At 68.4% G+C, this 26607-nt stretch carries 29 protein-coding genes and 1 pseudogene; 11 read left to right on the plus strand and 19 right to left on the minus strand.

Going from position 1 to position 26607, the window contains the following annotated elements; translation table 11 throughout:
- Nucleotides 1–122 precede the first annotated feature (122 nt).
- The 5 genes from StrepF001_RS12135 to StrepF001_RS12155 all read right to left on the minus strand — a co-directional run bounded on the left by StrepF001_RS12135 (nucleotide 123) and on the right by StrepF001_RS12155 (nucleotide 6037).
- Nucleotides 123–749 (minus strand): transposase, encoded by a 627-nt coding sequence (locus tag StrepF001_RS12135; protein WP_240797431.1) that lies wholly within the window; start codon nucleotides 747–749, stop codon nucleotides 123–125.
- Nucleotides 750–761: 12 nt separating this feature from the next.
- Nucleotides 762–977 (minus strand): hypothetical protein, encoded by a 216-nt coding sequence (locus tag StrepF001_RS47670; RefSeq protein ID WP_240797432.1) that lies wholly within the window; start codon nucleotides 975–977, stop codon nucleotides 762–764.
- Between the two features lie 121 nt (nucleotides 978–1098).
- The gene (ltrA, locus tag StrepF001_RS12140) at nucleotides 1099–2493 is read right to left on the minus strand and encodes a group II intron reverse transcriptase/maturase (protein WP_129798243.1); all 1395 of its coding nucleotides are present in this window, start codon (nucleotides 2491–2493) and stop codon (nucleotides 1099–1101) included.
- 774 nt (nucleotides 2494–3267) lie between these two features.
- Nucleotides 3268–4686 (minus strand): group II intron reverse transcriptase/maturase, encoded by a 1419-nt coding sequence (gene ltrA / locus StrepF001_RS12150; protein WP_129798244.1) that lies wholly within the window; start codon nucleotides 4684–4686, stop codon nucleotides 3268–3270.
- 577 nt (nucleotides 4687–5263) lie between these two features.
- The gene (locus StrepF001_RS12155; RefSeq protein ID WP_240797478.1) at nucleotides 5264–6037 is read right to left on the minus strand and encodes an ISL3 family transposase; all 774 of its coding nucleotides are present in this window, start codon (nucleotides 6035–6037) and stop codon (nucleotides 5264–5266) included.
- A gap of 274 nt (nucleotides 6038–6311) precedes the next feature.
- Between StrepF001_RS12155 and StrepF001_RS12160 the strand changes: the two genes are divergently transcribed.
- The gene (locus tag StrepF001_RS12160; protein ID WP_206306825.1) at nucleotides 6312–6797 is read left to right on the plus strand and encodes a hypothetical protein; all 486 of its coding nucleotides are present in this window, start codon (nucleotides 6312–6314) and stop codon (nucleotides 6795–6797) included.
- On the opposite strand, the gene StrepF001_RS12165 is transcribed toward StrepF001_RS12160, so the two are convergent.
- The 7 genes from StrepF001_RS12165 to StrepF001_RS12195 all read right to left on the minus strand — a co-directional run bounded on the left by StrepF001_RS12165 (nucleotide 6790) and on the right by StrepF001_RS12195 (nucleotide 13499).
- Nucleotides 6790–7995, minus strand: coding sequence for an IS110 family transposase (locus StrepF001_RS12165; protein ID WP_129798246.1), 1206 nt, complete (start codon nucleotides 7993–7995; stop codon nucleotides 6790–6792). The genes StrepF001_RS12160 and StrepF001_RS12165 overlap by 8 nt on opposite strands.
- A gap of 334 nt (nucleotides 7996–8329) precedes the next feature.
- Nucleotides 8330–9268, minus strand: a complete 939-nt coding sequence (locus StrepF001_RS12170; protein ID WP_129798247.1) for a sigma-70 family RNA polymerase sigma factor — start codon at nucleotides 9266–9268, stop codon at nucleotides 8330–8332.
- A 10-nt stretch (nucleotides 9269–9278) separates the two neighbouring features.
- Nucleotides 9279–10469: an FAD-dependent oxidoreductase gene (locus tag StrepF001_RS12175; protein ID WP_129798248.1), complete on the minus strand. Its 1191-nt coding sequence runs from the start codon at nucleotides 10467–10469 to the stop codon at nucleotides 9279–9281.
- A 249-nt stretch (nucleotides 10470–10718) separates the two neighbouring features.
- Nucleotides 10719–11000 carry a hypothetical protein gene (locus StrepF001_RS12180; RefSeq protein WP_129798249.1) on the minus strand — a complete coding sequence of 94 codons (282 nt, stop codon included), beginning with the start codon at nucleotides 10998–11000 and terminating at the stop codon, nucleotides 10719–10721.
- Nucleotides 11001–11106: 106 nt separating this feature from the next.
- Entirely contained in the window at nucleotides 11107–11931 is an 825-nt protein-coding gene (locus tag StrepF001_RS12185) for a hypothetical protein (RefSeq protein WP_129798250.1), read from the minus strand.
- Complete coding sequence (locus StrepF001_RS12190; RefSeq protein WP_129798251.1) at nucleotides 11928–12749, minus strand: transposase domain-containing protein; 822 nt, start codon at nucleotides 12747–12749, stop codon at nucleotides 11928–11930. Before StrepF001_RS12190 ends, StrepF001_RS12185 begins: the two co-directional genes overlap by 4 nt.
- Before the next feature lie 141 nt (nucleotides 12750–12890).
- Nucleotides 12891–13499: a DUF6000 family protein gene (locus tag StrepF001_RS12195; RefSeq protein ID WP_129798448.1), complete on the minus strand. Its 609-nt coding sequence runs from the start codon at nucleotides 13497–13499 to the stop codon at nucleotides 12891–12893.
- A 735-nt stretch (nucleotides 13500–14234) separates the two neighbouring features.
- Between StrepF001_RS12195 and StrepF001_RS12200 the strand changes: the two genes are divergently transcribed.
- The 3 genes from StrepF001_RS12200 to StrepF001_RS12210 all read left to right on the plus strand — a co-directional run bounded on the left by StrepF001_RS12200 (nucleotide 14235) and on the right by StrepF001_RS12210 (nucleotide 15401).
- Entirely contained in the window at nucleotides 14235–14471 is a 237-nt protein-coding gene (locus StrepF001_RS12200) for a hypothetical protein (RefSeq protein ID WP_129798252.1), read from the plus strand.
- Complete coding sequence (locus StrepF001_RS12205) at nucleotides 14471–14734, plus strand: type II toxin-antitoxin system RelE/ParE family toxin (RefSeq protein ID WP_129798253.1); 264 nt, start codon at nucleotides 14471–14473, stop codon at nucleotides 14732–14734. The genes StrepF001_RS12200 and StrepF001_RS12205 overlap by 1 nt, the downstream gene beginning before the upstream one ends.
- A 322-nt stretch (nucleotides 14735–15056) precedes the next feature.
- Nucleotides 15057–15401 (plus strand): IS110 family transposase, encoded by a 345-nt coding sequence (locus StrepF001_RS12210; RefSeq protein WP_240797433.1) that lies wholly within the window; start codon nucleotides 15057–15059, stop codon nucleotides 15399–15401.
- A gap of 65 nt (nucleotides 15402–15466) precedes the next feature.
- Here StrepF001_RS12210 and StrepF001_RS12215 read toward each other — a convergent pair whose 3' ends face one another.
- A complete protein-coding gene (locus StrepF001_RS12215) occupies nucleotides 15467–17002 on the minus strand; it encodes a fused MFS/spermidine synthase (protein ID WP_129798254.1) in 1536 nt (511 codons plus the stop codon).
- Nucleotides 17003–17132: 130 nt separating this feature from the next.
- The gene (locus tag StrepF001_RS47675) at nucleotides 17133–17417 is read right to left on the minus strand and encodes a hypothetical protein (RefSeq protein WP_240797485.1); all 285 of its coding nucleotides are present in this window, start codon (nucleotides 17415–17417) and stop codon (nucleotides 17133–17135) included.
- Between StrepF001_RS47675 and StrepF001_RS47680 the strand changes: the two genes are divergently transcribed.
- Nucleotides 17356–17526 (plus strand): hypothetical protein, encoded by a 171-nt coding sequence (locus StrepF001_RS47680; protein ID WP_240797434.1) that lies wholly within the window; start codon nucleotides 17356–17358, stop codon nucleotides 17524–17526. The genes StrepF001_RS47675 and StrepF001_RS47680 overlap by 62 nt on opposite strands.
- A gap of 73 nt (nucleotides 17527–17599) precedes the next feature.
- Nucleotides 17600–17893, plus strand: a complete 294-nt coding sequence (locus StrepF001_RS45560; RefSeq protein WP_165396237.1) for a hypothetical protein — start codon at nucleotides 17600–17602, stop codon at nucleotides 17891–17893.
- A gap of 123 nt (nucleotides 17894–18016) precedes the next feature.
- On the opposite strand, the gene StrepF001_RS45565 is transcribed toward StrepF001_RS45560, so the two are convergent.
- Nucleotides 18017–18169: a hypothetical protein gene (locus StrepF001_RS45565; RefSeq protein WP_165396190.1), complete on the minus strand. Its 153-nt coding sequence runs from the start codon at nucleotides 18167–18169 to the stop codon at nucleotides 18017–18019.
- Between the two features lie 7 nt (nucleotides 18170–18176).
- Between StrepF001_RS45565 and StrepF001_RS50060 the strand changes: the two genes are divergently transcribed.
- From StrepF001_RS50060 to StrepF001_RS12235, 3 genes and pseudogenes are all read left to right on the plus strand, one after another.
- Nucleotides 18177–18608 (plus strand): transposase, encoded by a 432-nt coding sequence (locus tag StrepF001_RS50060; RefSeq protein WP_346656925.1) that lies wholly within the window; start codon nucleotides 18177–18179, stop codon nucleotides 18606–18608.
- Nucleotides 18514–19173 carry a transposase gene (locus StrepF001_RS50065; RefSeq protein ID WP_346656926.1) on the plus strand — a complete coding sequence of 220 codons (660 nt, stop codon included), beginning with the start codon at nucleotides 18514–18516 and terminating at the stop codon, nucleotides 19171–19173. The genes StrepF001_RS50060 and StrepF001_RS50065 overlap by 95 nt, the downstream gene beginning before the upstream one ends.
- 17 nt (nucleotides 19174–19190) lie before the next feature.
- Nucleotides 19191–19493 (plus strand): annotated as a pseudogene (locus StrepF001_RS12235) (transposase); the annotation flags it as partial.
- Here StrepF001_RS12235 and StrepF001_RS12240 read toward each other — a convergent pair.
- The 3 genes from StrepF001_RS12240 to StrepF001_RS12250 all read right to left on the minus strand — a co-directional run bounded on the left by StrepF001_RS12240 (nucleotide 19490) and on the right by StrepF001_RS12250 (nucleotide 23078).
- Nucleotides 19490–20032, minus strand: coding sequence for a GNAT family protein (locus tag StrepF001_RS12240; RefSeq protein WP_129798255.1), 543 nt, complete (start codon nucleotides 20030–20032; stop codon nucleotides 19490–19492). The pseudogene StrepF001_RS12235 and the gene StrepF001_RS12240 overlap by 4 nt on opposite strands.
- A gap of 278 nt (nucleotides 20033–20310) precedes the next feature.
- Entirely contained in the window at nucleotides 20311–20685 is a 375-nt protein-coding gene (locus tag StrepF001_RS12245; protein WP_165396238.1) for a VOC family protein, read from the minus strand.
- Between the two features lie 455 nt (nucleotides 20686–21140).
- Entirely contained in the window at nucleotides 21141–23078 is a 1938-nt protein-coding gene (locus StrepF001_RS12250) for an AfsR/SARP family transcriptional regulator (protein ID WP_129798257.1), read from the minus strand.
- Between the two features lie 110 nt (nucleotides 23079–23188).
- Here StrepF001_RS12250 and StrepF001_RS12255 point away from each other — a divergent pair, with 110 nt between their 5' ends.
- Nucleotides 23189–24067: an alpha/beta hydrolase gene (locus StrepF001_RS12255; protein WP_129798258.1), complete on the plus strand. Its 879-nt coding sequence runs from the start codon at nucleotides 23189–23191 to the stop codon at nucleotides 24065–24067.
- 760 nt (nucleotides 24068–24827) lie between these two features.
- Here StrepF001_RS12255 and StrepF001_RS12265 read toward each other — a convergent pair.
- Entirely contained in the window at nucleotides 24828–26036 is a 1209-nt protein-coding gene (locus tag StrepF001_RS12265; protein ID WP_129798259.1) for an RNA-guided endonuclease TnpB family protein, read from the minus strand.
- Between the two features lie 284 nt (nucleotides 26037–26320).
- Here StrepF001_RS12265 and StrepF001_RS12275 point away from each other — a divergent pair, with 284 nt between their 5' ends.
- The gene (locus tag StrepF001_RS12275; protein WP_129798261.1) at nucleotides 26321–26566 is read left to right on the plus strand and encodes a hypothetical protein; all 246 of its coding nucleotides are present in this window, start codon (nucleotides 26321–26323) and stop codon (nucleotides 26564–26566) included.
- Nucleotides 26567–26607: the final 41 nt, after the last annotated feature.

Raw genomic sequence — 26607 nt, forward strand, 5'->3', positions numbered from 1 at the left:
TACCCCCTCAGCGACCCACACCAGGGATCTGACCTGCAGCTTCAGGATGAAACGATCTCACTGGGAGGAACAGCCTGAGGAAAGGTATCGGGAGTCGCACCCCCAATAGCCACGGCGAGGCGCTACTGCAGCAGGATCATTTTGCGGAGTAGCTCGAATCCGGCTCGACCGTAGAGCTGCCTCTTGATCTTCTTGATGCGGTTCACGGCGCCCTCGATGCTGCCGGAGTTCCAGTCCAGGGTGAGCCCCGCTGTCACGGCGTCGATGTCCCGCAGCAGGTGGAGTGCGAAGCCGGTGAGGCCGGGTAGTTGGCTGGCATCGACCGCGTCGATCCAGGCCGGGAGCGTGGCGCCGAGGCGGCTGGTGAGGATCTTTCCGAAGTCGCGGACATGCCCGGCGGCTGTGTCCAGTTCGGGGCAGCGGGCCAGGACGTCCTTCAAAGCGGCGCGGTCCTCCTCGGCCAGTGCCGTGGGGCGACGGGTGAGCCAGCCGGTCACCTGGCGCACCGTCGGAGGCCGGGGCGGCGCGCCGGCCGGAGCCGTGCGCAGGGTGGCGATGTGGGCGCGGACCATGCCGTAGGTGACGGGAGCTTGCTCGGCGACCAGCTCGCTGTGCAGTCGGGTGACGCTGGTGCATCCCTCGGCGAATCGCCGTTCCAGGTAGGGCTTGTAGGGGTCCAGCCTGCTGGGCCGGGTCCGGTTCTCGCGGATGGTGTCCTGCCAGCGTGCGGCAGCCGCGTATCGGAGCACGGTGTTGAGGCCTCAGCCCAGGTGCCGGGCGATCGCCCGGCGTGAATGGCCTTGGGCGAGCATTTCGTGGACCAGGGCGTGTGCGGCCTTCTTGCGCTCGGCCCGCAGACCCGCAGGCATCGAGTCGTCCTGCGGACGACCGGGAGCCGGTCGGGTGCCGTGCGGCAGCATGCCGCTGGGCGACGGGTTGCGCAGGCAGTCGCGGTGGGAGGCGACGCAGGTCTCCACAGCCCGGCCGAGGCCGTTGGGTCGGACCGGGGCGCCCTGCCGGGATTACTCCCGGTGGGTTTCCCCGGCCCGCCCGCCGAACCCGGCGTGCCCGTCTCCGAGCACCGGGCTCTCCCCGAGATCATGCCGTTGGGATCGGGTCGGACAGGGCGTCCGGCCAAGGGCTGGGGATGCTGTTGCCCCGGTAGCGATACCGAGTGATCGGCACCTTGCCGAGGTGGAACAGCGTGATCCCGTCCAACTCGATGAGTTTCCAACGCCCTTGCGGGCCTCGGAGCCATCGCCGGATGGCCGTCCACGTCATGCGGTGCCGGTGCATCACCCAGCGGACCAGCCGCCACCAGACGAAGGTGTGCAGGCGGGCCATGGTGTGCTTGGCGACCGCGTGTTTGAAGTAGTTGGCCCAGCCGCGCAGGATCTGGTTGATCCGGATCAGCGCGATCTTGTAATCGAGATGCGACAACCTCTGGGTCAGTGTCTTGATCTTCCGCTTCAGTGACGCGACCGGCTTGTCGGCGATGAAGGTATAGACGTGCCACTTGTCCGTCCCCCGTTTCCGCATCCGAACGATGCGGAAGCCGAGGAAGTCGAACCCGTCCGCAAGATGGACGATCCGGGTCTTGGCCGGTGACAGGACCAGGCCCATCGGCGCCAGGACCGCACTCACCTGTTCGCGAAGCTCTTCGACGTGCTCCTTCGTGCCGTGGACCATGATGACGAAATCGTCCGCGTAGCGGACCAGTCGCCAGGTCGGCAGGCCCCGGTGCCGTCGTCGTTCGCGATCCCGCCGGGTCGTCATCACGCTTGACCACTGCTCGGCGGCGAAGTCGTCGAGCGCGGACAGCGCGATGTTGGCCAGCAGGGGCGAGAGGATGCCTCCTTGCGGTGTTCCGGAGGTGGTCTCGTTCCGTTCGCCGAGCTCGGTCATGATCCCGGCTTTGAGGAACGCCTTCACCAGCGCCAGCACCCGCTTGTCCTTCACCCGCGCTCGAACACGGTCCATCAGGGCCGCGTGATCGATCCGGTCGAAGCACGCCTCGATGTCAGCGTCCAGCACCCAGCGATATCCCTGGGAACCGAACAGATGAATCTCAGCGATCGCGTCGTGCGCACGCCGGTTGGGCCGGAATCCATACGAGCACGGACGGAAATCCGCCTCGAAGATCGGTTCCAGGACCAGCTTCAGCGCGGCCTGCACCACCCGGTCAGTGACGGTCGGAATCCCCAGCCGGCGCAGTTTCGCACCGGCCTTGGGGATCATCCGCTCCCGCACCGGCAGAGGCCGGAAGGTCCCCGCCTTCAGCGCCGAACGGATGCGGTTCAGGTGCGCTGTCACCCCGGACTCCTGGACGTCGGCGGCGCGTTGGCCGTCAACGCCCGCTGTCCGGGCCCCCTTGTTGCCCGCGACCCGTTCGAACGCCATCACCAAGACAGCTGGGTCGCAGACGAAGTTGAACACATCGTCGAACCGGAAGCCATGATCGGCTGCCGCCCAACGGTGCAGTTTGATCTGCATTCTCCGTACCCGCAGCTCAGCGAAATCGGCTACTGGCCACGCGACCGGGGCATCCACCCCGGATTCTCCGGACATTGCAGTACCTCCCTTGCGATCTCGCTGCCGCCCTTCCCCATGTGCCGGGCTCTCCCCGGCTCGGAGTACTACGGCGGCTCCGCCCCTCCCACGGCCTGCTCGGCAGACGGTGTGCCCAGCCCAACTCGTCCGTGCTGGCGTCACGGACGACGGGCAAAGCCGGGGAGGTTCCCGTGTTCACTGATTGATCGCTCGTCGGAGTAGGCACCCGGCTATACCCCCGCGGCCCCGCCACGGCTACCCCGCAGCACTTCACCGTGGCCTCCCGGATCGTCTGGCAATCACCACCCGGAAGTTGCCCACCCTGGAAGAAAGACGAGCACGCACCGCAACCAGCCCAGATCCGCCAGGTTCGAGCTGATGTCACCTTAGGAGGCTTCAAACACCGGTTCCTCACGTATACCTCTCCGTCTCGCTTGCCGGACCCGCACCATCTGACGGTTCTGACACGTCCCGGCTTTGTCGGGGCCGCTTGCCACCCTCCCCGGCACCTCCCGGATCAGGCTGCCCCCAGCTTCACCGCCCTGCTGCGACAGGACGGCGGCGAAGGTCTCCCACCTCCACTCGATCAATGTGAGGTCGACCCGGAGCGCGGTACTGGCCTCTCGACCAGCCCGTTTCTCCGGGTCGCCTCCCGAACCCGGCGTGCGCCGCTAAGCGCACCGGGCTCTCCACAAGTCCCGTGAGTCGGTGTTCACTTCATGCCGTGCTCGGCCATGGTGTCGGGATGCGTGTTCCCCGGTAGTAGTAGCGCTTGGCGCTCACCCTTGCCGGATCGAACAGTTCCATCCCGCCCTCGGCGGGCCAGATGCCGTAGCGTCGGCGCAGTACCTTCCAAGGCACGCGCTTGTGCTTGCGCTCCTGCCATCTGATGATCTCTTTCCAGAGGTAGGCCCTCAGATAGCTGAAAGTCGCGTTCGAGCATCCGTACTTGAAGTACGCGGTCCAGCCCCGCAGCATCCGGTTGAGCTGACGCAGTAGGTCTTCGAGCGACAGGTTCATGCTCCGCCGGCAGATCGTCTTCACTTTGGCCATGACGGCCGCCAGGGCCTTCTTGGCCGGATAGACGTAGACGTACCGTTTGCCGGTGCCTCGCTTCCGGTGGCGCTGGATGCACCAGCCGAGGAAGACGAGGCCCTCGTCGATATGGGTGATCAGGGTCTTCTCTGGAGACAGGCGCAGGCCCATCTCGGAGAGGACCCCGGCGATTTCTTCCCGCAGGGATTCGGCATGCGCTTCGGTGCCAGAAATGAGCAGGCACCAGTCGTCCGCGTACCGCACGAGGCGATAGTTGGGCAGACCTTGACGGCGCCGCTTTGCCCTTCCATACGGGCTGGCTCCGGGGCCGCCCGGACCTTGGGCGATATGCTCGTCCAGGACCGAGAGAGCCACATTGCTCAGCAACGGGGAAAGAATCGACCCTTGCGGAGTCCCGGCGTTGGTATCCACCAGGGAGCCGTCCTCATCGAGGATGCCCGCTTTAAGGAACGCCTTCACCAGATCCAGGACGCGTTTGTCTCCGACACGTTCCCGCACCCGGTCCATGAGAGCGGAGTGCGAGATTTCGTCGAAGCAGGCTTTGATGTCACCCTCAACAATCCACTCATACGAGCGGGATGCGAAATGATGCACCTCAGCCACCGCATCGTGAGCCCGGCGATTCGGGCGGAATCCGTAGGAACACGGGAGAAAATCCGCCTCGAAAATTGGCTCCAACACCAGTTTCAAGGACGCCTGAGCGACCCGGTCACGGATGGTTGCGATCCCCAGATAGCGGACCTTGCCGCCAGCCTTGGGAATCGCGCGCCGCCGAGCCGGTAGAGGCCGGAAAGTGCGGGCTTTGAGGTCTTCCCGCAGTTCCGAAAGGAACCCTTCCAGCCCGCGCACGGACTCAATGTAGTAGGCGGTCTCGCCGTCCACTCCCGCCGTGCGCGCGCCCTTGTTGTTCCGCACCCGGTCCCAGGCCACCAGCAGGAAGCCCGGGTCCGTGGCGAGGTTGTACAGATCATCGAACCTGCGATGAGGGTCATCACTGGCCCAACGGTGCAGCTTGGTCTGGATTTCCAGTACCCGGCGTTCCGCCTTGAGTAAGACGTATTCCAGTTCGTCGGTATTCACCAACGGCCTCCCGGCATTCCAGCGTCCTTACTGCCGACTTGCTGGCCCCCTTCGCCATGCACGGACCTCTCGTCCGCTCGGACTACTACGGGGCCTCCGCCCCGTCCCGCGCCTTCGACAGACGACGTATCTATCCCACCGGCCCGGATGGATTCCGGGCCCGGGGAACGACGTGGGACGGTTCCCGTGTTCACGGTGAATCGATCGATCAGTCCGGCGCCCAGCTTTGCCCCGGCAGCATCGCCACGGTTACGCCGCAGGCTTTCACCGTGGCCTCCCCACCGACACGCCAAGTCGGTTACGGAGTCAGTCCGTTCAGCGAACGGACTGTGCACTGCAACCCGGCCCATATCCACCAGATTTGAGCCGGTGCCACGCTTACGGAGCTTTACCACTGGTTCCTCTCGTACGCCCTCTGATCTCGCTCGCCGGACCCGGCCCGTCTGGTAGTTCCGGGCAGTCCCGGCTTTGTCAGCGCTGCTTCCCGCCCTCCCCGGCGCCTCCCGGGTCGGACTGCGCTCAGCTCCCACCAGGCTGCTGCGACAGCCTGGCGAGGAGGTCTTGCACCTCCTTCGATTCACCGCGCCTCACGGCGCACCAGCGCCTCACGGCGCACCTGCCACAGGTGGAAGCGGTCGGCGACCTGCAGAGCGTCGGGCGCACCACGCCGGGCACCCTCGGCGTAGGCACCCGCCCGGTCCCGGCAGATGATCTCCACGCCGGGGTGGCGGATCAGCCAGGCGGCCAGCGGCCCGGCTTCACGAGTCGGGAGCACATCGACCACGCGATGGTCTTCGACACTGGTCAAGACGATGGAGTAGGTCTGGCCGCGGCGGATCGCGAAGTCGTCCACGCCCAACACCCGCGGAGTTCGAAACCGTGGATCGGGCAATGCCATGACCCTGCGTAATAAGGTCATCCTTCCCGCGCCAACACCCAGCTGGGCCGCCAGACGAGCGCCGGCCCGTCCGGCCAGGGCGAGCCCCACTCGCTCCAGGGCGCGGTTGAGCCGCGTGGTGAACCGCGCGTGCGGAGCAGTCAGCCGGGAGAACGGCTCGGCGAACGTCCGGCGCGGGCAGTCCGCCGACCCGCAGATGAAGCGCCGGACCGTCAGCCGGATCACAAAGCTCTGGTCAGCCAGAGGAAGGTCCTTCAGGCTCCGCTGATAGCGGTCGCGCACTCGGACCGAGAAGCGGCCGCAGTCCGGACATAGACCGCCGGCCGCCCGGCCTTTCGCCACCACCTCGACGGTGCCGAACGCGGCCGTAACCGCCTCGATCTCCACATCGTCGATCTCGCTGAACACCAGCGTGTCCCAGAACAGTGCATCGGTCTGCATGACCAGCACCATCACCGTCCGCAGACGACCACAGCAGCGAACGGAAGGCACCTGAGGGAGCGTCATTTCCGACTGTCAGGCGACAAGGCGTACGCCGTCTCACACGAGCCAGACTCCTCGCAATCGAACATCACGGTAACGCTCCGTGATCGCTCCCCAAGATCTGTGCCAGAACCCGAAACTCATCGACAGACTCATGGCCGAGTCTGATTCGGGGGGTGCCCCTATGTGGTTCGTCAAGGGAAATCGGGCTACGTCGGGGTGGGATGCCGGGCAGCATGGCGGGGTGTCTGAGCTGCTGTGGGATGACGTCGCGTACTTCTTCGATCCTGATCTGATGGGTTCGCTGCCGGACGTTCGTGTCCCGGGCGCCTCGGTGGAGGACTGGCAGGCTGTGCTCGATCTTGTCGCTGAGTTCGGCTGGAAGTGCCAGTACTCCGAGGGCGGGACTGAACTGCCGGTGCCCAGGGCGGAGGCTGTGCTCTCCCGGCCGGCTGACGCCGAGTGCTCTGAGCTGCGGGTCTGGCCGTCAGCCGACGTGCTGGCGATCTTCCGCTTCCATTCGGTGGAGGAGATCGACTTCGATGTCGACCTGCGGGAGCTTCAGGGGCAGGAGCGACTCGATGTGTTCTGCGGATTCCTGCGGGAGATCGGGCGACGGCTGGGCAAGCCGGTGCTGATGGATCCGGAGGGCGATTACGGCCGTCCGGTGCTCGGGTTTGATGTTGAAGCCGATCAGGTCGTACTCCTGGCTGAACCGCCGGTCATGTGACGGCTGTTGCGGGCCGTGGTTCGTAGAAGGTGCTGTCGCGGAGCATGGCGAAGAGGACGTCGGCCCGTCGTCTTGCGAGGCAGAGCAGGGCTTGGGTGTGGTGTTTGCCCTGGTTGATCTTCTTGTCGTAGTAGGCCCTGGAGGCCGGGTCGGCCAGGGCGGCGAATGCGGACAGGAAGAAGGCCCATTTGAGCTGCTTGTTTCCTCTGCGGGACGGTTGCTCGCCGCGGATGGAGGAGCCTGAACTCCTTGTCGCCGGGGCGAGCCCGGCGTAGGTGGCGAGGTGGGCGGCGGAAGGGAAGCTGCTGCCATCGCCGACGTCGATGAGGATCCTGGCTCCGGTCCTGACACCGATGCCTGGCATCGAAGTCAGGACCTTGGAAAGAGGGTGGTTCACCAGCAGTTCCTCGATCCTCGTGGCAAGGAGTTTGCGTTGGTCGAGGACGGATGTGAGCGAGCCGGCCAGGCTCGGGACGATCAGCGCGGCCGCGTCCGTGCCGGGAACGACCACGGTCTGCTCGTCCAGCGCGGTGAAGATCTCCTCGACCAGTCGCTCGGCCATCCGTGGAGCCTTCGGTCGTATGAGCGTAATCAGTCTTCGGCGTCCGGCTTTGCGGATCTGGGCCGGGGATCCGAATCGTTCCAGCAGGGTGAGGACGGCCGGGTGCTGGATGCGCGGGCCGAGGACTCGCTCCAGGTGCGGGTGGATCTGCGTGAGCAGGCCGCGGAGGCGGTTGCTGATTCTGTTGGCTTCGCCGGCCAGGTCGTCGTCGAAGCCGACGATTATCTCCAGCTCGGCGATGGTCTCGTCTGCGATGTCGACCGAGCGGAGCGTGTGTGGCATGATGCGGGCCGCGTCGGCGATGATGAACGCGTCGCGGGCGTCGGTTTTCGCTTCACCCGGATACAGGTCGGCGATCCGCCGCATCGTCAGGCCCGGCAGATAGGCGACCGGGCAGCCCATGTCCCTGGCCACCGCCAGCGGCAGGGCCCCAATGGAGGCCGGCTGGTCGACCACGACGAGCACGGTTCCGTGCTTGGCCTGCAGTTTCCCGAACACCTCGCGGAGCTTGGGTTCGCTGTTGGGCAGTCGTTTGTCGAGTGCCTTCTTCCCGGCCGGGGTGACGGCGGTGGCGTGGTGTTCGCCCTTGCCGACGTCCAGGCCGAGGAAGACACCGATCTCGCTGACGTCGATCACGTGCGTCCTCCGGTCGTCCCCACCCGGCCGTCCCACGGCACCGATCGCCAGATCCACATTACGAAGAGCCTCCCAAGCCCCCGAAGGAAGCCGGTGGTCATGCCCCTAATCAGCGGTCTGTCGATGCCTCCGGGCCGGTGACACCACCCCCCAGGCCATACGTTCAACAGGGGGGAGCAGTCATGCCGGACCCGGAGGCCAGGCTCCCCATTGCGGGGCCACCAAGAAGGTAAGGGGGGCCGACGTGCTTCGGCTCCCGTGCTGCTGTGCAGTGCGGGGCTGAAGGGGTGCCGTTCTCGCTCCGGCTCAGGTCACTGGATTCCGGTGGCTCTGGTCACCATGCGTTGATGACCGGCGCGTCGGGTTCGTGCTGCCGCCAGGCCTCATTGAGGCGCGCGAGCCGGTTGGCGGCGGCGATGCCGCGCAGGGACGCGACCTTGCCGTCGCTGACTTCGAACGCCACGGCGCCCACGACCCGGTCGTCGACCACGGCGAGGACGGCCGGGGAGCCGTTGACCAGCGCGATGTGGAACGCGGGGGAGCCGCCGGCCAGCCGTCGCTTCGCCGGCGTGGGCTTGAAGCCTGCCCGCACGTAGGAGGCGACGCGCTCGCGCGTCTTGTACCGCAGCAGCCGCTTGCCCAGTCCGGCGCCGTCCGAGACCGCTGTCACGTCCTCGGTGAGCAGCGCCACCAGCCGTTCGGTGCGCCCCGACGTGGCGGCGGCGAGGAACTCCTCGACGATCCGGCGCGCGGACGCGGGGTCGGTCTCGCCGCCGCGGCGGCGCTCGGCGGCGACCCGGATCCGGGCCCGGTGGACATGCTGCTGGCTCGCGGACTCGGTGATGTCGAGGATCCCGGCGATCTCGGCGTGGCTGTAGGAGAAGGCCTCGCGCAGGACGTAGACGGCCCGCTCGACCGGCGAGAGGCGCTCCATCAGGGTCAGTACGGCCAAGGACACCGATTCGCGCTGCTCGAAGGTGTCGGCAGGGCCGAGCATCGGGTCGCCCTCGAGGAGCGGCTCGGGCAGCCAGGCACCGGCCGCGCGCTCGTGGCGCGCCTGCGCCGAGCGGAGCCGGTCGAGGCAGAGATTGGTGACGACCTTGGTCAGCCACGCTTCCGGCACCTCGATGCCTTCCCGGTCTGCGGCCTGCCAGCGCAGGAACGTGTCCTGCACGGCGTCCTCGGCGTCGGCGGCCGAGCCGAGCAGACGGTATGCGAGCGAGGCCAGCCGGCTCCGGCTGGCCTCGAACCGATCGATGGCTGCGCTGTCCATGCGGAACAGGCTATGCGGCGACCCTCACACCGGCCCGGTCCGGTGCGGTGGCCAGGCGGCGCTTGCGTTTCGGCATGCCGAAGGTCGGGTGGGCGATGCCCCACCCGGCCCCCTTGAGCACGCCCGACTTGAGCCGCGCGGCGGTCCGGCCGCCCAGGTACCAGGACTTCGACCGGACGTCCCCGTCCACCATCTGGAAGATCGCGTCCCGCCGCCCGAGGCTGATGTGGTTGCCGTGGTACTTCAGCCCGGTGGTCGGGACCTTGCTGCCCGTCAGGCGCGCGATGATCGCGGCGGTCGCCTGCATGTTGGTGTAGCCGGCCGAGGCGCAGGACATCGGCAGCGGCTGGCCGTTCTCGCCGATCGCGTAGGCGCAGTCACCGGCGGCGTAGACGTCCGGGTGCGAGACCGAGCGCATGGTGCGGTCGACGACGATCTGGCCGGTCTCGGCGACCTCCAGGCCGCTGGCGGCCGCGATGGGGTGCACGGCGAACCCGGCCGACCACACGGTCACGTCGGCCGGGATGGACCTACCGTCGGCGGCGATCGCCCGTGTCGGCTCGACGGCTTCGATGCCGGTGTGCTCGTGGACGGTGATGCCGAGCCGGTCGAAGGCCTGGCGCAGGTGACGGCGGGCCTTCGGGGAGAGCCAGGCGCCCAGCTCGCCGCGGGCGGCGAGTGCGACCGAGAGGTCGGGCCGGGACTCGGCGAACTCGGTGGCGGTCTCGATGCCGGTCAGCCCCTCACCGACGACCAGCACGGTGCCGCCCTCGCCCAGGCCGGCCAGGCGCTCGCGCAGACGCAGCGCCGAGGACCGGCCGGTCACATCGAAGGCGTACTCGGCCACGCCGGGGACGCCATGATGGGCTACGGAGCTGCCGAGCGCGTAGAGAAGCGTGTCGTACGCGAGTTCGCCGTCGCCGTCCTCGCCGGTCACGGCGACGGTCCTGCGCTCGGGGCCGACGCCGGTGACGCGTGCCAGGCGCAGCCGCACCCCGGTGCCCCCGAATACGTCGGCGAGCTTGCGGAACGCGAGGTGCTGGCCGATCGCGAGCTGGTGGAGCCGCATCCGCTCGACGAAGTCGGGCTCGGCGTTGACGACGGTGATCTCGGTGTCGGCGGGGGAGAGCCGGCGGGCCAGGTTTCCGGCGGCGAAGGTCCCGGCGTATCCGGCGCCGAGTACGACGATGCGGTGCTTCATGGCGTTGCTCCTGTCTCGTTCGCGTGCCCCTTGAACGAGACGGCGCCCCGATTGCTGACAGGAGCCGGGTGTGACGCGGGTCACCGAACTAAGATGAGCGGCTGAGCCTCCGACAGGCGCCTGGGCCTGTCTTGGGCAGTCGAAACGGGGCGCTGGCCAACTACGGATCGAGATGGCTGTCCCGTGCCACTGAACTTTGACTGGTTGCCACCGAAGATTGACCGCCACGGAAACGGCATGGCAGGACAGTCAGCCGAGCCACTGCTTCCAGCGGGCACGGGGCGGATCGCAGTGGCCTGAGTCAACGGCCTGCTTGTATGCGCGATCGGCAAGTTCCTTGTCCGACCACACTCGGCCGTTCACGTCGGGAAGCGTGTGCCCGTTGCCGTCGGTGAGCTTGGAGATGCCGACGACGCAGTCTGGGCGCACGGTTTGTGCTGCACACCAACCCAGGATCACAACGGCCAGGGCAGCAACTGCGCAGGCGATGACGAGCAACTGCCGCGGGTTGCCGGCTCTGGGCGAGATCACCGACGCATCGTACTCAGTGGAACTGCCCAGTGGCTCACGAGCCTGCCTGACGTGTGCGCTCAGCCTTTGGTGACACGGACTCTGAAGTTTCCCCAAGGCCGGGTAGTTAGCGTTTTCGCAGGTCACGCAAGGGGGCCGTTTCCCGCGTGACTGCCGCGTAGCGCCCGGTGCGGACCCTCTTGATCATTCCCTTCTCGGTCCAGCGGGCGAGTTGTCGATAGGTGGCGACGAGGGTGGCGTCGCCGAGGAGTTCGGCGATCTCCCTTGAGCGCCATAGCCGTTCGGGTTCTGCCTGCAGGATGGCCAGGACACGTGTCATGCGGTTGCTGCTCTGGCCGGGGCCGACGTACTGGGGGACCGTGGTCGTGGGCAGTGCGGGCTCCGGCGCCGGCGGCGGCAGGAGAGTGATCACCGTCGAGGTCACGGTCTTGCTGGCGTCGGGGCGGCCGTCCAGTTTCCTTTCCGCGTAGCGGGAGATGGGGGACTTCACCTTGCGGGTGCTGACGCGGCCCCGGCGTGCGGGCGATAGCGCCGACAGGACGCGTCGGCCGATCTCCCCGGTGCCCTGCTCGAAGACTCCTTCCGCGCATACCAGCAGGTCACGGGCGGTCTGGAGGGCGACGGTGAACCCGCAGCGGTCGGGATCGGTGCCTGGCTGGGACTCCGCCGCCTGGACCATGGTGCGTCGCAGAACCTGGTAGAGGGCGAGCACGGCCCACACCTCCTGCTCGACGCCGGCCGGGTCGTGCGAGCGCAGGACACGCCCGTGCAGGATGGTGTGGCGCAAGGCGTAGTAGGCGCTCTCGTGCTCCCAGCGCTCGTGATACAGGCACACGAGGCGGTCGGCGGGGTAGCGGCGGGCGTCCAGGAGCGTGGTCACCAGACGGTAGGAGCCCTCGAAGGTGCTGCCATCGGTGCAGGTGATACTCACCTGGGCTTCGATGATGCGCACCGGGACGCCGCCGATGACCGAGAGGTAGGAGGAGTCGGCGAGAGTTTGAAGGACTGGTGGGCGGCGGCGCTGGCGGATGCGGCCAGGACCTGTGCGCCGGTGGCGTGCGCGGCGGTGAGGAAGTCGTTGCTGTCGAAGCCCCGGTCCCACAGCACCAGCATCTCGGGGCTCAGATGGTGCAACAGCCTGGTGGCGTAGGAGGTTTCACCCTCCCGGGTGGGACCGAAGACCGCTGCGATGACGGCCCGGGTGCCGGTCTCGACCAGCGTCATCAGCTCGACCTGGGGATACCCGCCGTGGGGGCACCGCCCCAGCCAGCCCCGGTTGCGTTCGCTGTCAGGCACCTTGATCGAGCTGCAGCCGTCGAACGACACTGTCCGATACGGGCCGAACCGCACTCCCGGCATGGTTGGCCGGGCCAACGGCCCGGCCAGCACCTCGAACAACGCACGCACCGGCGCGCTGCCGAGTCGGCGGCGCAGATCACGGAGTGCCTTCGTGCTCGGGCGGACAACCGGCATCCCCGACAGGCCGGCCGTCAGCTTGGCCCAGACGAGCCGGTAGCCGACCTCGGGGAACATGCACATCGCCAGCAGGAAGTAGACCCCGACCCGCGAGGGCAGATCCCGCAGCCGCCGCTGCACGACCCTCGTCTCCGACAAGACCGCGTCGACCAGCTCGAACGGCACGATCGCCGTCAGCTCCCCCAGATGACCCGGCGCGAACCGGCCCGCGGCCACAGTGACCGTACGGGTGATGGTCGCCAGCGGCGACGGCAGGACACAATGACCGGGCAACGGAGCTCCTTCGGTAACAAGCTGTCTTGGACGACTGCCTGTACCAACGAGCTCCGTTGCTCCGTGTCAGGACTTTCTCAACTCCCTTGTGTGACCTGCGAAAACGCTAACTACCCGGCCTTGGCCAACTATCGATCAGCGTCACGCTTCGGCGCATTCGTCGACGAAGGCGCAGAGCCGGCGAATCAGGCTCAGGTAGGTGGCGGGGTCCGCGGTGCGCTGCATGTGGGACGCATCCTGGAGCCATTGTTGCCACAAGCCACCCGAGCCCAGGAAACGCGCGGCTTGGTCGCCTCCGAGATTCAGGTCGATGAACACGAGAGCGCCCATGGCCACGGTCTGGTCGTATGCGAGGTCGGGGCGGCGAAGATAGCGATCAAGATAGGCGGTGAGCAGATCAGCGTCGCGCGGTGTGCCGAAACTGGCCAGGGCCACGCAATAAGCGAGCCCAGCACAGCAGACCTTGCTGGCCAGCAGGAGCTCCCCGAGGCGCTCGCGGAACTCGGTCCGGCGGGAGACGGCCACGAGCCATGCGGCAGTCCTCCGCTCCCGCCAACCGCCCTCAAGGAGGGTGGCGATCTCTTGCGCGTTGATGAGTCCCGCGTCTTCGCCGAGATCTCGCACGAATCGGTCGTACTCAGGACTTCGCATGCGCAGCAAGCTGCCGCTGAGCTTCAGATAGCGGCGCTCGGGAGTGACATAGCGGCGAACCAAGGCCAGCAGTTCGGCATCCTCGTGAGCATGGTGCATCACAGGTCCGATCCTGGCTCGCTGGTGCGCAACACGGCCAGCCCTTTTTGACGTTACGCCGCTCGCCCGCGGGAAGGGGTGACAACTGCTGTGCCGCCCGCGTTGCGGTGCCAAGCAGCTTGCCCCGCGGGTGACACACACGGTGCCTTGCTCGTGGGAGATCGCAGGTCGAGACAACCCGCGGGTGACAACTGCCGCGCGTTGGCACACCGGGAATGGAAGCGGATACTGCGCCGGCATCCCTTCCGGCAGCAGCTGTGGCTGTACTACCTGGCAGAGCGCGACGGGGACTTCCAGGTCCTGCGCGTGTGCGACCGGACAGGCTGGGATGCGGCGGTGCTGTCGTGGCAACACCTGCTCTGCATGCCGGCGCGGCCACATCGCGAAGATCTCCATCGCGGACCACTGGCAGCGCCAGGGCCTGGGACGGCTCCTGGTGCTGCGCGCGATGCTGAGGAGCGGAGGACTACCATTGGACGACGACCGGCCAGTCACCCGAGGCCCAGCGCTTCTTCCCCGTCTTCGCAAGAGAGACCGGCGCCGCCTTCACCCCGCGGGAGTCCGTCTGCGACCACATGAAAGACGCCGACTACGGCCATCCGAAACCCCGGTTGGAGCCCCACTGACCCGCGCCCGGCAGGCCTGCGGGATCCGAGACCATCTTTCGTCCAGACGGAGCGCCCCAGGACCGGTGGGCGCTACCGTGAATCCCAACAGGAGAGCAGGAGTGCCACGATGAGCGAGCATGACCCCCTGCAGCCGGCACCGGGCCGTGAGCCGCTGACCCCTGAGGGAGCGGACGCGCTGCGCGCGTACGCCGCACGCAAGCGTGAGCAGGCCGACCAGGTCGCCGCCGTCCTCGAGGACATCGCTGCCAACGGCCTGCCCGCTATCGAGGACTGCGTGCCCTGGGAGGAATTGCGCGAGGCCAAGCTCGCCCAGCTGCAGACCCGGCGTGGGCACGTCGCCTGATGCCCAAGCACGCCTCCGGCCGCGCGCGGATCTTCTTCACGGACTCCGCCGCCAAGCAGATCGAAGCCATCATCGACGAAGCTGAGATCCACGCCCTGGACCGCGCCCTGACCGCGCTGTCCGTCGCCCCCGACCTCGGCAGCCCGATTCCCGGCTCCCACCCCGAGCTGCGCGAGTACGCGGACGCCGTCGACGACGTCCGCGTCATCTATTACGTCACCGCCCTGCGCACCGTGGTCGTCGTCGCCTATGTGGAGGCCTGAGACCACATAGCGCCCCGTCCTCGGACTACCAGCTGCCGAGGACGGGATGACGATCGTGTCCGGCGGCAGATTGGCGAGGCTCCTCCGGTCGTTCGGCGTACTCCGTGCATCCGGACGACCCCGCCAGCATGGTCCTACTCAGCGATACCCGTGGGCTCGTAGCTCCTCATCAGTGGTCGAGTCGTCGTGCGGTCCCGGGCGGCCAGGTGTCACAGGAACCATCGAAGGCAACCACCCCCAAGCCATACCCGGGGCTACTGGATCCTCCGAACCGGACGACAGCCCATCCGACCCATCAACAACGTAGGACCACCCCCAGATCATGGTCAGCTGGCCGCACCCGGGCCGGTTCCGGTCCGAAGCCGCTTTCGCCTCCTTTGCCGGAGTCTCACCGATACCCGCATCCCCAGGGTTCACCAACCGGCACCGGATCAACCGCAGCGGCGACCGGCAGCTCAACCGGGCCCTGCACACCATCACCCTGATCCGGATGCGGCTCGACCCGGCCACGAAGACCTACGCCGCCCGCAGAATCGCCGAGGGCAAGACCTCCCGCGACGCACAACCCTGCCTCAAGCGAACCATCTGCCGACAGCTCTTCAAGATCCTCGAACGCTCCGACCGCACCAGCGGAAGGAACCTCGAAGATCTTCCTCAAGCGGCTTGACGCGATATAGCAGCCTCGGGGGCAGCTTGTTCAGGTGCGGCGGCAGGGCCTGGAGGTGTGTCCTGTCACTGGCTGCTCCGTGCGCTGGAGGGCTGGAGGAGCTGGTCGACGGGTGCGTAGTCGTCGGTGAGCAGTTGGGCATCGCCGGTCCAGGAGGTGAGGTCGTCGCCGGTGGCGATCTTCCAGCCGGTTTGCCGGGCGTCCAGCGCTTCCTGGGTCGCGCGTAGGTCGACCGGCCGGTCGGAGGCGAGCACCACCAGATTGCCGCCCTCGGCGGCGGCGGTCGGGTCGAGGCCGATATCGGTGGGTTCGCCGACGAGGACGACGTGCTCGAAGGCCTCGCTGAGGGTGGCTACTTCGGCACGCGCGAAGGCCATATCACCGTGATCGATGAGGTTGGCAACGTACAGGCCGTCCTCGTTGAGCACCCGCCGTACGTCAGTCATCGCTTCCACCGTGGTGAGGTGCCACGGCACGCTGACGCCCCCGAAGGCGTCGCCGACGACGAGGTCACGACTGCCGGTGTCCAGTCGCCGCAGGCCGAGCCTGCCGTCCTCGGCGCGTACGTCGATATCGGCTTGTGATCCCAGACCGAGTTGGTCGCGGTTGATGCGCACGACCCCGCTGTCGATCTCGGATACAAGGCTGCGCGTCCCGGGCCGCGTGGCCGCGAGGTAACGGGGAAACGTGAGCCCGCCGCCGCCCAGGTGGTAGGCAGCAAGTGGCTCACCTTGGGGAAAGGCGGCATCGACCATCGACGCGATGGCGCGCACATACGTGAACTCCAGGAAGGTCGGGTCGTCGATGTCGACGTAGGAGTGCCGCAAGCCGTCCAGAACGAGGGTGCGGCCGCCGCCCCGGTCGGGGTCTGCGACGAGCCGTGCGCAGTGGTACTTGGTCTCCGTGTCGCAGCCACCGGGTGCGACCATGGCGGCGAGGCCGCCGGCAATGATCACGAGTGTCAGGGCCGGGACGCTGCTCCACCCGCGCGTGCGCCACTCGACCAGCGCCGAGCCGACGACCAGCAGTGTTCCGAGGCCGATCAGGATGCCGCTGACCGGCAACCGCGATACGAGGACGAAGCCGGTGAGGACGGTGCCGACGATGGCGCCGACGGTGCCGACGCCGGACAGCCGGCCGACAACCGTTCCGGTCTCGGCGAGGCTGGTGAGACGCAATTTGGTCACGATCGGCGTCACCGCAGAGAGCAGCGCGCCCGGCACGAGGATGGTCAGCGACGCGATCAACAAGAGCATCGCTGGTGCCCACTCCGCAGTGGTGCGCAGCACGGCAGGAGTGAGCGCCACGACCGCTCCCGACACCCCGAGCGAGGGGCCTAAGAGCCGGCGTGGATTGACCTGGTCGGCGATGCGCCCACCCAGCCAGGAGCCGAGGGCGATCGCGGTGAGGGCGATGCCGATCACCATGGTGCTGGTCTCGAGGGTGAGGCCGAGGTAGGGAGCCAGCAGCCGCAAAGCGACGATCTCGACCACCAGGACTGCGGCCGAGGACCCGAACACCAGCACGGCAGCGACACGGGAACCCAAACCGTAGTTGCCAGGCGTGCCCTCGGCGACAGGCGAGGAAGACGATCCGGTCACGGGTGACATCCTTGCATGCGACTCATCGAGGCGAGGTCAGTCGTTCCCGATGAGACCGGCTGAGGCGGCGGCGCGCTACAGCTGCATACGGCCTGCCGTGTGCTTCTGCTGGATCTCCCGGAACTCCGCTTCACTGATCTTCCGCCACGTGGCCGTGTGTTGAGCAGCCACGTGGGGAGTGGTGGTCGCTGTGATGATGTCCGTCTTCGGCCACCTCCACGGGGTCGGACTCGGTGCCATCGCCGACCTCGGCTTCACCGGCCTGGACGACGACCTCGACAACCCAGTGATCATCACCGGCTTCAAGGCCGCCCGCCAAGCCCCTCACCACGGCGAAGAAGCAGGTCAACAAGTTGATCTCCGCCGAACGCGCCGCCTGTGAGCACGCATTCGCCCATCTGAAGAACTGGCGCATCCTGACCAAGCTCCGCCTGGATGCCCGGCACGCCACCACCCTCCTGCGGGCCGAGGACTCCACGGAACCGAGGGCAGCTCAGTGTGTGGTGTCGGCCGGGGCAGGGTGAACAGACCTGGCTCGGGCTCGGTGAGGATGCCTCTGTTGACCAAGTGTTTCAGCTTGGCGCGCATGCCCTCGGTGTGCCGCGGTTCGGTGCCGGTGCCCAGCGCCTTGCACACGTCCTTGGCGCGGAGCGCGTCCGCGGCCTGCTCGATGGCGGCCAGGATCTCGTGGTAACCGGGCGGAAGCGGTTCGGGTGGCGGGAGACCGTCCTCGGCGTCCAGTTCCAGGATGGTCTCGCGTGTGATCTCGAACCGCTCCAAAGGCCGTTCGGCGGCGGCGAGTTGCTCGCTGAGCTGGGTGATCTGCTCACGCAGCCGTTCGTCTGTGACAACTGTGAGACTCGTGGGGCGTCGTCGGGGGCCGGAGCCTGACCCGTGTGACAACTGGCCTCAGTTGCCTTGGAGTAGATCTGTCGGCTCCGGCCCCCCGGCGATGCTTGCTGCCGCCGGACCGGCGGGTGTGTCCCGCTAGGGGCCTTGCCCCACAAGGCACCATCACAGTTCTGACCGCCCACCCGGCCCGGCGTCGGCCATCAGCCCCAGCCGATGAAGGAGCCGCGTGACCGTCACCAGCATGCCCCAGCCGACGCTGCCCGCACAGCGGGAGCGCAGCCCGCAGAGGACGTAATCCTCGGGGTGGACACCCACAAAAGACGTGCACGTCGCCGCAGTGATCACCGTGCTCGGGGCACTGCTGGCTCACCAGGAGTTCCCGACGACCGCTGCCGGATACCGTCAACTCCTCTCCTGGGCACGCTCCTTCGGCATCCTGCACCGTGCCGGAGTGGAGTGCACCGGCTCCTACGGAGCGGCGCTGGCTCGTTTCCTGCACCGGGAGAACGTCCAGGTCATCGAGGTCAATCAGCCCGACCGTGCCATCCGGCGCAAGCGGGGCAAGACCGACGCCGTCGACGCGGATGCCGCCGCCCGCGCGGTCCTGTCCGGACGCGCCACCACCACGCCCAAGACGGGCGAGGGACCCGGCCGCCGACATGCGCGTCCTGAGACCGGCCAAGGAATCGGCCGTCAAGGCCCGTACCCAGGCGATGAACCAGCTCAAGGCCGTACTACTGGGCACCGATCCTGAGTTGCGCGAGTCCATGTCCGGACTGCGGAACCCGGCTCTGATCGCCCGGTGCGCGGACCTTGCCGACACCGATGACGCAGCCGCGTTCACACTCCGGCTGCTGGCACAGCGCATCCAGCACCTGAGTTGCGAGGTCAAGGAGCTCACCCGCCGTGTCACCCGAGCCGTCAGCACCCACCGTCCGAAACTGCTGGAGATCGTCGGCATAGGGCCCGACAGTGCCGCGGCCCTCCTCATCGCCGCCGGCGACAACCCAGAACGGCTCGCCAACGAGGTATCCTTCGCCGTCCTGTGTGGCGTCAGCCCGGTCGAGCAGTCCTCCGGAAAGACCCAGCGTCGACGACTCAACCGCGGCGGTAACCGGCAGGCCAACGCCGCCCTCTACCGCATCGTCATGACGCGCATACGCTGGGACGAACGCACCCGCTCCTACCCGGAGCGACGCACCAAACAAGGCATGTCGAAGCGCGAGATAATCCGCTGCCTCAAACGCTACGTCGCGCGCGAGATCTACCGGCATATCCGATCGACGACGACGATTCCAGTGCCGCTCTCCGCTACTTGACGAAACATAGGGGCATCTACGGCACCCACAAGACGCCCGTGATCAGGACGTGGCTGGCCGAACACCCCCGGTTCCAGATGCACTTCACCCCGACCGGCTCCTCCTGGACCAACCAGGTCGAGCGGTGGTTCGGCTTCCTGGCCGACCAGAAGATCCGCCGTGGCGCACACAAGAACGTCCAGGCCCTCGAAGCCGACATCCGCGCGTGGGTCAAGGACTGGAACGAAGACCCCAAGCCGTTCATCTGGACCAAGACGGCCGAAGAAATCCTCGACTCCCTCGCTCACTTCTGCCGACGGATCTCTGGCGCAGGACACTAGCCCTTCGAGTCCGGCTTCCAGTCCTGGACGAGGAGCCCGAGCAGCACCTCGTCCAGGAACTCGCCCATCACCCAGGCCGAGGAGCGCAGCACGCCCTCGCGGACGAAGCCGTTGCGCTCGGCGGAGCGCAGCATCGCGGCGTTGTCCGACAGCGTCTCGATCTGCAGCCGTTGCAGGCCGCGCACGACGAAACCGTAGTGGCACAGCACCGCGACCACGTCGGTGCCGTAGCCCTTGCCGCGCGAGGACGGCAGCAGCCCCAGCCCGACGTGCGCGGACCGGTTGTGGTTGTCGATGCCCCACAGTGTCGCGGCGCCGACCAGCGTGCCGCCGTCCAGCTCCACCACGGAGAACGGGACGTGCCCCTGCTCCTTGTCGTCCACCACGAACGACGACTCCTGCGAGCCGGGCGTGATCGGCCGCCACGGCCCGCTTGCGGCCCGCGAGGCGTTGACCACGTCGTCGGCGAGCTCGGCCTGCAGGATCGGGATGTCGTCCTCGTGCCGGGCCCTGAGCCCGACCTTGCTGCCCTTTAGCATGCAAGCTTCCTATCCGACCGGGCCGGCCGGCGGCAAACCAATAAAAGATCGCCTCAGTTGTGTAGAGGCGGTAGCAGATGAGGGCGTCGGCGAGGTAGATCGCGCACCGGGACCAATCGACTTCTCGAACACATTGCACAAACCCCACCCCCGCGTCGACGCGCTGGTGCCGGCCGTGTCGCTGGGCTGCGCCTGGCTGATCGAACCCGGGGCCGAAGTCCCCGCCCGACGGCCGATCCTGATGCGGCGCCTCAGCGACTGCGATGGGTCCGGTGGACTCAGTGGAGGCAGAGGCAGAACGGATGGCCGGCCGGGTCCGCGTAAATCCGCCAGTTGGCCTCCGGGCGGAGCTGGTCCGTCCGCTCCAGCACGGTCGCGCCGAGGGCGAGCGCCCGCTTCTCCTCGCCGTCGAGGTCGTCCACGTCGAAGTCCAGGTGGAGCTGCTGCGGGCGCTCCTGGCCGGGCCATTCGGGCGCTCGGTAGCCGTCCACCCGCTGGCAGGCCAGCGGCGTCCCCTCGAACCCGTGCACCTCGACCCAGTCGGGATTCTCCGGATCCGCGACCACCCGCCCGCCGAGCAGATCTGCGTAGAACTCCGCGAGCCGTACCGGATCGGCGCAGTCCAGCGCGACCGCCTGCAGCTTTCGAATCACTTCCGACACTCCTTGCTCTTCGGCCGCTTCCGCGGCGCCCCGTACGGGAGGGGTCGTACTCGCCGCGGCGGCGGGCATGCGCGGCGGTACGCCGGACCGCCGCCGCGCTTCACCGAAAGGGGAGGCAGCGACAGGATCCGCCATCCGCTACGCGAACGCCGCCCGCTCAATCCTCGGACGGACCCCGAACAACAACCGCCCTGACCAGCCACGTCACGACGAATAAGGCACATTGCACAAACCAACACCCAAGCCCCGAATGCACCGCACCCTGCCAGGGCTGTCGCCCAGATCGCCACGGCGACCTTCGCGAACTGGATCATCACGCGCGGCGCCGGGACCGTCACCGACCGCCTGGCGGCGGCGATGGACGCCCTCTGAACGCCCTGGCGACCTGATCACGCTGGGGCCGTGGGGCGGGCGCGCACGGGCTCGGGCTCGCGGATTGCTGTCGCTTACCCGGCTCCGGCGCATGCCTCCGCCTCTGCCAGATACCGCGCCACCGGGCCCAGGGTCAGCATGCCGCTGGCGGCGCCGGCGTGTTCTGCATGGGCATCGCGCAGGGCAGCCTCGGCGCGTGCGGCGGTTCTGCGCTCGCCGAGGCGTACGGCGGCGCGGGCAGTCAGGCACCACAGCGCCTCCTGCATGTGGTCAGGCGGTGGTTCGGGCACCGCGGCGAGGGCGGCACGGGCCTGCTCGACCCGGTTCTGGGCGAGCAGTACGAGGGGTCGCGCCCAGGGTCGGTACGGCCCCCACTCGAGGTGCGGATCGGTGGGCGCGGGCCGGTCGTGCAGCAGGCGCAGCCCCAGTAGAGCGAGCGGGAACAGGCCACGGTGCAGCCCCGGCATTCCGGCCGTCTGGAGGGCGTCCTCGGCAGCGCGGTAGTGCGCTGCGGCCGTGGCGGCGGTCGGTCCGCCGGGTTCGGTGCTGCGGGCGGCCGTGGCCCGGGCCCGGAACCACCCGGTGAGGACGGAGACGAGAGGCGCCTCGGTGGTGGCGGCGAGCTGTTCGGCGGCCTCGGCGTGCGAGGCTGCGGCGTCGAGGTCGCCGAGGGATGAGGCGGATTGCAGGCGGACGAGCCGGCCGAGTACGGCGAAGTTCGGCAGCTCGTGCCGGGTGGCCAGGTCGAGGATCTCGGCGCCGATCCTGTCCCGTACCGCCGCGAGGCCGGGGCGGATGAAGGACTGCAGGAACACCCCGTTGAGGGCGAACGCCAGCAGGGCGGGATCGGCCAGGTCCCGTGCCAGCGCCTCGGCCTGCCGTGCCGCCTGTCGCGCGCGCTTCAGCTCGGTCCCGGACAGATCGGCGCTGCGGCTCTCGACGGCGACCGTGGCCAGGAGGGGGGCGGCCAGGTCGGCGGGGCCGTCGGGGCCGAGTGCGGTGAGCGTGCGTTCGGCAGCCGCGACGACGGCGCGGGACTGCTCGGGGTCGTCGGCCCGGCTCCAGATGGCGGGCACGTCGTAGGCGCCGATGATCCGGGCGGTCAGGGAGAGGTCTCCCGTGCGTTCCGCTGCCTGGACGGCGGCGAGGCGGTTGCGCCGCGAGTGGACGAGGGCGTCGCCACCCGCCAGTGCGAGGGTGCGGGCCAGATCGACGGTGGTGCGCGGGCCGAGCCGGACACCAGGGCCGGTCCATGCGGTACGTGCGCCTTCGAGGGGCACGGACCCATTGAGGATGTCCGTCTCCAGGCGCTGGAGGTCGGCACCAGGGTCGAGCCCGAGTTGATCAACGAGCATCGCGCGAGCGCGGCGGAGGGTGGCCAGCGCGTCGGCCTGGCGGCCCGCGCGGTGGAGCGCGCGGGCAAGGAGCGCCCAGGCCGGCTCGCGCCACGGATGTTCGGCGACGTGGGCACCCAGTTCGGCGACGAGATCGGCCCCTTCCCCGGCATCGAGGAGGATGCGGGCGCGCAGTTCCACCCCCTCCAACCTCAACTCCTCCAGTCGGGTCCGCTCACGCTGCGCCCACGCGGAGCCGGTCACATCGGCGTAGGCGGGCCCGCGCCAGGCCGCGAGTACCGCGCCGAGGCCGGTCACCGCGTCGGGGGCGCGCCGGGCGCGGGCCAGGGTGTCCTGGAACCGATGGACGTCCACGTCCTCGCGCGGCAGGCGCAGCGCGTAGCCGGGACCTTCGGTGACCAGTACGCGCGGCGGGTTGCGGGGCGGCCGGTCGGGTTCGAGGGCGCGGCGCAGCGCGGCGACGAACGTACGCAAAGCGCCCACGGCGCGGGCCGGCGGATCGGTCCACAGGTCGTCGACAAGGGTGTCGGTGGTGACCATCCGTCCCTCGGCGGCGACGAGCCGGGCGAGTACCTCGCGATGGCGGGGTCCGCCCAGGCCAACCGGGCTGCCGTCGTCGCGGAAGGCCCGCACGGCACCGAGTACGTCGATTCGCATGCCCCCATCCTCTGTGCCAGGGGTCGGCTGCGCCCAACCGTACTGATCGGCTGCTGATCGCCGTCGCCCAGGCTGATCCGGTCAGTCCCCACCAGAAGAGATGGCCTTTCATGACGCTCACCCTTCCCGGCTTCGATCACATCCGCCTGCCCGGTGCGGACGGTGTGGAGCTGGCTGCCGCTGTCGGCGGCAGCGGCAGCCCGGTCGTGCTGTTGCACGGTTTCCCCCAGACCCACCTGATGTGGCGACTCGTCGCCGAGCGGCTCGCCGACGAGCACACGGTGATCTGTCCTGACCTGCGGGGCTACGGCGCCAGCGACAAGCCGGCGGCCACCGACCCCGATGTGTACGCCAAGCGCACCATGGCCGCCGACGTCGTGACCCTGGCGACGGCGCTCGACCACGAGCGCTTTGCCCTCGTCGGCCACGACCGGGGCGCCCTGGTCGCCTTCCGGGCGGGGCTGGACCACCCTGAGACCATCACGCACCTGGGCATCCTCGACATCGTGCCGACGCTCGACATGTGGAACGTCCTGCACGGCGCGTCGGCGGCGGTCGGCTACCACCTCTTCCTCATGGCGCAGCCGCCGGGCCTGCCGGAGGCGATGATCGCCAACAGTGCGGACGCGTTCTTCGGCTCGTTCCTCGACGCTTGGGCCAACGACCCGACCGCCATGCCGCAGGAGGTGCGTGCCGAGTACCTGCGGGCGAGCGCCGCGGCGGTGGCGTCGATCGTCGCCGACTACCGGGCCTCGGCGGGCATCGACGTCGTGCACGACCAAGCGGACCTGGACGCCGGGTCGCAGCTGGCCATGCCCGTGACGGTCGTCCAGCAGGACTGGGGCGCGCAGCTGGGCTACGACGCTGCTGGGGTGTGGAAGGCGTGGGCGCCGGACCTGGACCACCGGCTGACCCGAGCGGGGCACTTCATGGCCGAGGAGGCACCCGACGAGATCGCGGCGGCGATCCAGGAGCTGCTGGCCCGCTGAGCCTCCTGTTCTCGACTCGTCGGCCGGGCCACGGTCGGTCGGCGAGCCGAGCGAGCTGACGGCTGAAGGCAGCACACCGCCTCCCTGCGAGCCGACGGAGATCGTGCGCCCAGGGTGAGGTCGAGGCCTTCGACCTCACCGCGCCGGCCTTCGTCGATCGCGTGTTGGCGGCGGGCCAGCAGATCGGCATCCAGCTCCTCCGGGCGGGGCAACATCTTGGGATTGACCGACAGCATCGGGCAGCGGATGCAGGCTTCTCTGAACTAACTGATTGATCTCCAAGTGTGGGACCACCGTTCGTCCTTCGCTTCCGTCGAGGTGCTTCTTCGCTCGTTGTCCCGGGCCCGTGTCAGTGGCTCCTGTTAGGGTCCGCGCCGTGACCTCACCCGATCATTTGCTCGCATTGATCCGGGACACCCCCGGCATCGCTGACCTGCTGCATTCGTCTTTCGAGTTCGGCATCTCCCGCAACGAACACGGCGAGGCGGTCCGAGCGGCCTCGGGTGCCGCGCTGGAGCCCATCGCTGGTGACTGGGCTGGCGGAACCTTCTTCCTGTGCCATGACCAGGACGGACGCCGACCTGTGGTGTTCGCGAGTTCTGAGGGACAGGGCGGCGTTATCGCTGACGACTTGACGGCCGCGCTGGAGATCATCACTGGCCTGGCTGTGTGGCAGGACTGCCTGAAGTTCTCCGGTGGCGGAAGCCTGGAGGCCGTGACTCCGCCCATGCGTAAACGCGCGGGCTTCCTGTGTCGGTGGCTAGGCCACGTCGCAGAGGACCAGCCCGGCCCTGTTGAGGACGTTCGTCGCGCCGACGTGGTCCGCGTTCGCTGCGAACCCGCACGCCGTGCACTGGAACTTCGCTTGGGTGACGCGGTTCTCCTTCGCAACGTGCCCGCAGGACAGACAGCTGCGGGAGGTGTTGCGCGCGTCCACCGGGACCGTGAGGCGACCGGCGCTCTCAGCCTTGTTCGCCAGGATTCCGAGGAACTGCGCCCAACCCGCGTCGAGGATGCTGCGGTTGAGCCCGGCCTTGGCGGCGGCGCCGTTCGGCAGGAACGCGCCGGGAGTGCCGGGGTCGGGCTTGGGCTTGGGTGTGCGGGTCATGCCCGCGGTGTTGAGCCGCTCGTGCGCGATCGCGTCGTGGCCGCGGACCAGGGCGAGCGCGATCTTGTGGTGGAAGTCGAGGCGCTGGCGCCGGATCCTGGCGTGGAGCTTGGCGACCTTGCGGGCGGCGGCGCGGTGGCGCTTGGTGCGCTGCCGGGTCCGCTTGGGGAACGTGGCGAGGTGCCGCTGCGCGTCGGCCAGCTCGGCGGCCGCAGCGTCGAGGAACTTCGGGTTGGCGATGTGTTCGCCGTCGGAGGTGGTCAGGAAGTGCGACACGCCCATGTCGATGCCGACCACGGCGCCGGTGGGCGGGAGGGGCTCGGCGGGGACGTCGTCGCAGGCGAGGACGGCGTACCAGCGGCGGCCTTCCCGCTTGATGCTGATCGTCTTCACGCGGCCGTGGACGGGCCGGTGCTGGTGCACGCGGACGTGGCCGATGCCCTGGAGGCGGACGCGGGTCTGCGCATCGTGCGGGGTGGAGTCCCAGCGGCAGCCGTCGCCGTCCTTGGGGAAGACGACGGTGTCGAAGTGCCCGACGCCCTTGAAGCGCGGGTACCCCGGCTTCTCGCCGTTCTTGACCCGGCGGAAGAACGCGGCGAACGCCTTGTCCAGGCGGCGCAGGGTGGCCTGCTGGGAGGAGCACGACCAGCGGCCCTGACGCTCCGGGTCGAACGCCCGGATCTCCTTGAGCTGGGCGGACTGGTCGCCGTACCGGATGCTCGTCTTCGAGCTGTGCCGCCAGGCGTCCCGGCGCTCCTGGAGCGCGCCGTTGTACAGCGAGCAGTGGTCGGCCAGCATCTCGGCCAGCGCAACCGTCTGACGGGCCGTGGGGCGCAGCAGGAACTTGTAGGCGCGGATCACGCCTTGCGCCTCCGTTCAAGGCGCAAGGCGTCGGCGAGGAGCACGCACGCGGCAGCGTTGATCGAAATGCCCGCCCGGTGGGCGTATTCCTCGATCTGCCGCTTCAAATCCGGGGGTACGCGAAGGTTCAGCGACTCCCGGCGGTCACCTCTAGCCACAACCAAAACGCTACCACTTTTGACGGTAGCTCATATCCAAGACCAGACGCTGCGCTGCTCCGCAGCGCATGAGCGGATTCGATTCCCCCACCGGCTAAAGCCGGTGGTCCCCTCGAAAGGAATCTGATGGAGGCCGCCGCTGCGCTCCTTGAAAGGGACCTGGTTCGTGACGAACCCGAGATCGCCGAGCACCGGGCCCGCATCGCCGCGGCTCTGTCGTTGCGCCGGGTGCCCGTACCTGAACTCGTCGCCCGGCTGCGGGACGCAGTGACCAGCACCGAACCGGGCCACGTGGTGGTCACTGAGTCGGGCGATGAGTACGAGTCTCTCTTCGGGACGTTCCTGCCCACCGATAACCCGGGCTGGCGCTGATCGACGACTGGGCTCGCGGTGTCGGGCATTTGCTCTGTCGG

The organism is Streptomyces sp. F001 (assembly GCF_004187715.1).
In the GTDB taxonomy this organism is placed as follows: domain Bacteria; phylum Actinomycetota; class Actinomycetes; order Streptomycetales; family Streptomycetaceae; genus Streptomyces; species Streptomyces flavusporus.